Annotated in this window: 3 protein-coding genes and 1 pseudogene; all 4 read left to right on the top strand. The window is 64.1% G+C overall.

Annotated features, from left to right (window positions below; all coding sequences use genetic code 11):
- The coding region (locus tag RIFP1SYM_RS15405) for an alpha-2-macroglobulin family protein (protein ID WP_039960728.1) at positions 1-1,563 on the top strand (1,563 nt) is incomplete at its 5' end.
- Positions 1,560-3,889, top strand: a pseudogene (gene pbpC, locus RIFP1SYM_RS15400) (penicillin-binding protein 1C). The gene RIFP1SYM_RS15405 and the pseudogene pbpC, both read left to right, overlap by 4 nt.
- Positions 3,890-4,013: 124 nt before the next feature.
- Positions 4,014-4,712, top strand: a complete 699-nt coding sequence (gene phoB, locus RIFP1SYM_RS15395) for a phosphate regulon transcriptional regulator PhoB (RefSeq protein ID WP_005966501.1) — start codon at positions 4,014-4,016, stop codon at positions 4,710-4,712.
- The coding region (locus tag RIFP1SYM_RS17640) for a phosphate regulon sensor histidine kinase PhoR (RefSeq protein WP_039960729.1) at positions 4,709-5,542 on the top strand (834 nt) is incomplete at its 3' end. The genes phoB and RIFP1SYM_RS17640, both read left to right, overlap by 4 nt.

Raw genomic sequence — 5,542 nt, 5'->3', positions numbered from 1 at the left:
GAGCCGGGCGAGCACGCCCCCCTGCCGCTGCCCGCTCTGAGCGCCTTCAGCCCGGCCACAGTGGTCGCCCGGCTGAGCCTCGACAACCGCATCACACTGCAGATCGAGGATCAGGTCGAGGCACTGCTGCGCTACCCCTACGGCTGTCTCGAACAGACCACCAGCAGCGCCTGGCCCTGGCTACACGCCAACGAGCAGAACCTGCGCCGCTTCGGCCTCGATCCTGAGCAGCTCAATAAACGCCAGCAGAATTTGGAGCAGGCGTTCGAACGGCTGCAGGCGCAGCAGCGCGGCAGCGGTGGCTTCGGCCTGTGGGACAATCACAGCCCGGAGGAGCACTGGCTCACCGCCTATGTAGCAGACTTTCTGCTCAGCGCCCAGGCGATGGGCCTTGCAGTGGAGCCAGAGTTTCTGCGACGGGTGGTAGAACGCCTGGAGCAGTATCTGAAGCAGTCCCGCATGCTCATCGAGCGCCACAGCGATGCCCCCGACCACTACCGCCTCGCCTACCGCGCCTACGCCGGTTACGTGCTATCGCGCATCAACCGCGCCAATCTTGGCCACCTGCGCAGCCTCTGGCGCAGCCAGGCGCAGTACGCCAGATCGGGCTTGCCGCTGATCCACCTCGGCCTCGCCCTGAAAAACCAGGGGGACCACAAGAACGGTGCCGCAGCGATCACCCGCGGGCTGGAGATCGGTGCGCCGAAACCCGGCGCCTATCTGGGCGACTACGGTTCGCCGCTGCGCGACCAAGCGTTAATGATCAGCCTGCTCGCCGATGCCAAAATCCATGACAAGCCGGTGATCGGGATGACCCGGACCCTGCGCGATCAGCTCTTGTCCCGCCAATACCTCAGCACCCAGGAGCGCAACGCACTGTTCCTCGCCGCACTGGCGCTGCAACGGCCCGACGACAACCCTTGGCAGGCGGGCCTGCGTATTGGTGAAGAGCTACTGGAACTGGTGCAGTCGGGCGCATACCAGATCAGTCTGGAGATCGATCAGCTCAGCGCCGGCATAACCCTGGAGAATCGGAGCGACGCTCCCCTGATCAGCGACCTGCTGCTGAGCGGCTATCCCAACCAGCCACCGAAACCTGTCTCACAAGGTATCAGCGTGGCACGCAGCCACTACTCCCGCGATGGCAAGCCGATCGACCTCAAGCAGATCAAAACCGGCGAGCTGGTGCTGGTCCACCTGCAGCTCGATGCTGAGCAGCGCATCCCCGACGCGCTGTTGGTGGAGCTGCTGCCCGCCGGGCTGGAGCTGGAGAACCAGAACCTGAAACATGCAATCCAACTGGACCAGATCAAGATCGACAACAGGCCGGTGAGCGAGCTGATGCTGCAGTCGCAGATCGTGCACAGGGAGTATCGCGATGATCGCTTTGTCGCCGCCCTCAATCTACGCAAAGGCCGGTCGAGCCACCTCTTCTACCTGGCCCGCGCGGTCACTCCCGGCCGCTACCAGGTACCGCCAACCCTGGTGGAGGATATGTACCGCCCAGAGCTGCGCGCGATCGGTGAGTCGGGTGGCCTACTCGAGGTGGTCGACGCACCATGAGAGGCTGCGGCAGCAGGCCCTGGCTGGCGTGGTCGGCCGGACTGCTGCTCGCCAGCGGCCTGCTGTTGTGGGCACTCGACCTGTTCTATCCTCTCCAGCTGCCCGGTACCGATGCCCCCTCCCAGGTGGTGGTGGACCGGCAGGGTCGCCCGCTGCGCACCTTCCCCAATGCACGCGGGGTGTGGCGCTATCCGCTGCACATGGAGCAGATCTCGCCGCTCTATATCGAAGCACTGCTCGGCTACGAGGACCGCTGGTTCTACTGGCATCCGGGGATCAATCCCTTCGCCCTGCTGCGCGCCGCGACACAGAATCTGGCCAGCGGGCGCATCGTCTCCGGCGGTTCCACCCTGACGATGCAGGTGGCGCGGCTGCTCCACCCCCACCCCCGCAGCCTCTCCGGAAAACTGTCACAGATACTCCGCGCCCTGCAGCTGGAGTGGCACTTCAGCAAGCGGGAGATCCTCGAACTCTATCTGCAGCTGGCCCCCTTTGGCGGCCCCCTGGAAGGGGTGCAGGCAGCCAGCCTCAGCTATCTCAGAAGGACGCCAGCGAGCTGACCCACGCCGAGGCAGCGCTGCTGGCGGTGCTCCCCCAGGCCCCCAGCCGGCTGCGCCCCGACCGCCACGCCGAACCTGCCGAGGCAGCGCGCAACAAGGTATTGGAGCGGCTGGCCAGCCAGGGTATCTGGTCGCAGGCGGTGGTCCAGCAGGCAAAGCTGGAGCGGGTCTACGCCAACAGTTTTCGCCCGCCGCTGCTGGCACCGCTGCTGGCGCGCCGCCTGCGCAACCGATTCCCCCAGCAGGCGGTGATCCGCACCACCCTGGATGGCGAACTGCAGGCGATGGTCGCGGAGTTGGCGAAAAACTACGCACAGCAGCAACCGCCGGGGGTCTCGGTAGCGCTGCTGGTGGTGGAGAACCGCAGCGCCGAGGTGCTTGCCTATGTCGGCTCGGCTGGTTTTCTTGACGACAAACGTCTGGGCCAGGTCGACATGGTGAGAGCGATCCGCTCACCGGGCTCAACTTTGAAACCGTTTCTCTATGGGATGGCGCTGGACGATGGCCTGATCCACTCCGCCTCGCTGCTGAGCGATGCGCCGCGCCACCGCCAGGCCTATCGCCCGGCCAACTTTCACCGCGGCCACGAGGGGCCAGTGAACGCCAGCCGAGCGCTGCAACAGTCGCTCAATGTGCCGGCGGTCAATCTGCTGGAGCAGCTCGGCCCAGGCAGCTTCGCCAACCGTCTGGCCAACGCCGGCCTGGGATTGACGATTCCGGGGGATGGCCGCCCCAATCCTGCGCTGATCTTGGGCGGCGCGGGCATCTCCCTGGAGCGGCTGCTGCAGGGCTATCTGGCCATCGCCAACAATGGTCAGACGCAACCCCTGCACCTGCTGCTGGGCGAGCCGGATACAACGCGCTTTCTGCTCTCCCCCGGCGCGGCCTGGATCGTACGACAGATACTCGCCGAGACTCCGCGGCCCGACCGGCTCGGCGGCCACCGGGTGCGGGACGAGACCCGGCTGGCCTGGAAGACCGGCACCAGCTACGGCTTTCGCGACGCCTGGGCGGTCGGGGTGACGCCCCGCTACAGCCTCGGAGTCTGGCTCGGGCGGCCCGACGGCACCCCGGTACCGGGACACTATGGCGCACTCTCCGCGGCACCACTGCTGTTCCGCCTTGCCAACCTGCAGGCGGATGGGAACGAGGCATGGAGCAGCGCACCGCCCTCGGTGGCCGAGGTGCAGATCTGCTGGCCACTCGGCACCCTGAAGCAGCAGCAGCCGGAACAGCACTGCCACCGCAACCTGACGGCCTGGAGCCTCGACGGGCAAATCCCGCCCACGCCCAACCAGGGGCTGGACAGCAACCCGCTCAAGCTCTGGGTGAGTCAGGACCAGGGGAAGCGGATTGCCTCCAGCTGCCCGGGGGTGGAAAAACAGCCACTGCAGCTCGCCCTCTGGCCGCCTGCCCTGGAGCCCTGGCTGCCCTTTCGGCAGACCCGGTTGGGTCAGCTGCCTGCCGCCGATTCTCGTTGCCCACCTGCCAGTATGATCGGGGCCGCTGGATTGCAGATCATCTCCCCCAATCACCAGGCCGAACTGACTCAACCGGGCGGTGATGCCCTACCCCAGATCATGCTGAAGAGCCTTGGCGCTCAGGGCAAGGTGAGCTGGTACGTCAACGGTGAGTTTCTCGGCCGCTTCCCCGCCTCACAGGACATCGCCTACCGTTTTAGTCAGGCTGGAAAAAACCGTATCCTTGCTCTGGATGAGCAGGGCAACAACGACCAGGTGGAAGTGGAGATTCTGATTGGTGAGTGATTAATGAGCCTCTGAGCGAGCTGGCATGCCAGCATCCATACTGGGTTCCAGACGTCATCAAAATGTAACCATCGATTCGGTCTAATACCAGGTTTGAATATCAGACAGCTAATGGATATTTAGCATGACCACGAAGATTCTCATCGTCGAGGACGAGACCGCCGTGCGTGAGATGATCGGCTTTGTGTTGCGACAGGCCGGTTATGAGACGATGGAGGCGGAAGACGCCGGGCAGGCACGCACCTGTCTGGCCCGGCAGATGCCGGACCTGATCCTGATGGACTGGATGCTGCCCGGCACCAGCGGGGTGGAACTCACCCAGGAGCTGAAGCGGGATTCCCTGACCGCTGAGATTCCGGTGATCGTACTCACCGCCCGCGGTGAAGAGGACGATAAGGTACGGGGTCTGGAATCGGGGGCGGAAGACTATGTGACCAAGCCCTTTTCGCCCCGCGAACTGATTGCCCGGATCAAGGTGATCCTGCGCCGGGTGGCACCCCACGCCACTGAAGAGGCGGTGGAGGTGGCGGGGCTGCGGCTCGATCCGACCTCCTATCGGGTCAGCGCCGATTCGAAGGAGATCGAACTCGGTCCCACCGAGTTCCGCCTGCTGCACTTCTTCATGACTCACCAGAACAAGGTGTTCAGCCGTTCACGGTTGCTCGACAACGTCTGGGGCACCAACGTGTTCATTGAGGAGCGCACTGTGGATGTACACATCCGACGCCTGCGCAAGATTCTGGAGCCGCATGGTCTAGACCGTCTGGTACAGACGGTACGTGGCGCTGGATACCGCTTCTCTGGACAGGTCGCCACAAAATGAGCCTTCATCGAGCAGGCCGTTACCGGGAGTTTGTCCTTGTCGTCTGTGTCGGGCTGCTGCTGTTTGCCTGGGGAGTCTGGATCGACCACCCGGCCTTGGCGCTGCTGTGCGGTCTGGTCTCTTACCTGCTGTGGCACATGCACAATCTCCACCGTTTGAGCCTGTGGCTGGACGACCCAAAACACCACGAGCCACCGTCGGCACTGGGCGGGTGGGGCGAGATCGTGCATGCGGTGGAGGCACTGCGTGAACGTGGGCGCAAACGCAAACGCAAACTCAGCCGCATGCTCAGTGGGTTTCATCAATCCACCAACGCCCTGCCCGATGCCACCGTGGTGCTGAACGATCGTGGTCAGGTGGAGTGGTGGAACAGTGCCGCCAGCGAGATATTCGGCTTCAGAAAGAAACGGAGTAGCGACCGCTCACTTGAAGAGCTGATCCCCGACCCGATGTTCCGGAAGTACCTGGCACAGGGTGATTACAGCCAACCGTTGCAAATGCCGGGGCCGCTGGACCACAAACGCACCCTCGAGGTGCGCATCGTCCCCTACGGCAAGGGCAAACGCCTGTTGCAGGCGCGGGATGTGACCCGTCTGCAACAATTGGAGATTGTGCGCCGCGATTTCGTGGCCAATCTATCCCACGAGATGCGCACCCCGCTGACCGTCATTCACGGCTACCTGGAGACCCTGAACGACGCTGAAGATCCCGAATTCTCACCCTGGTGCCACATCATCAACCAGATGTACCAGCAGACCACACGCATGCAACGCATCGTCGAGGATCTGCTGCTGCTGGCGCGCCTGGAGCGGGAGGACGCGCCGCAGAGG

Source organism: endosymbiont of Riftia pachyptila (vent Ph05) (assembly GCF_000224455.1).
In the GTDB taxonomy this organism is placed as follows: domain Bacteria; phylum Pseudomonadota; class Gammaproteobacteria; order Chromatiales; family Chromatiaceae; genus Endoriftia; species Endoriftia persephonae.
The sequence above is the reverse complement of the archived record's forward strand: the minus strand, read 5'-3'. Positions and strand labels throughout refer to the sequence as shown.

Excerpts from the sequence above, each read along its gene's own strand:
- phoB (WP_005966501.1), top strand. The coding sequence starts at position 4,014 with ATGACCACGAAGATTCTCATCGTCGAGGACGAGACCGCCGTGCGTGAG.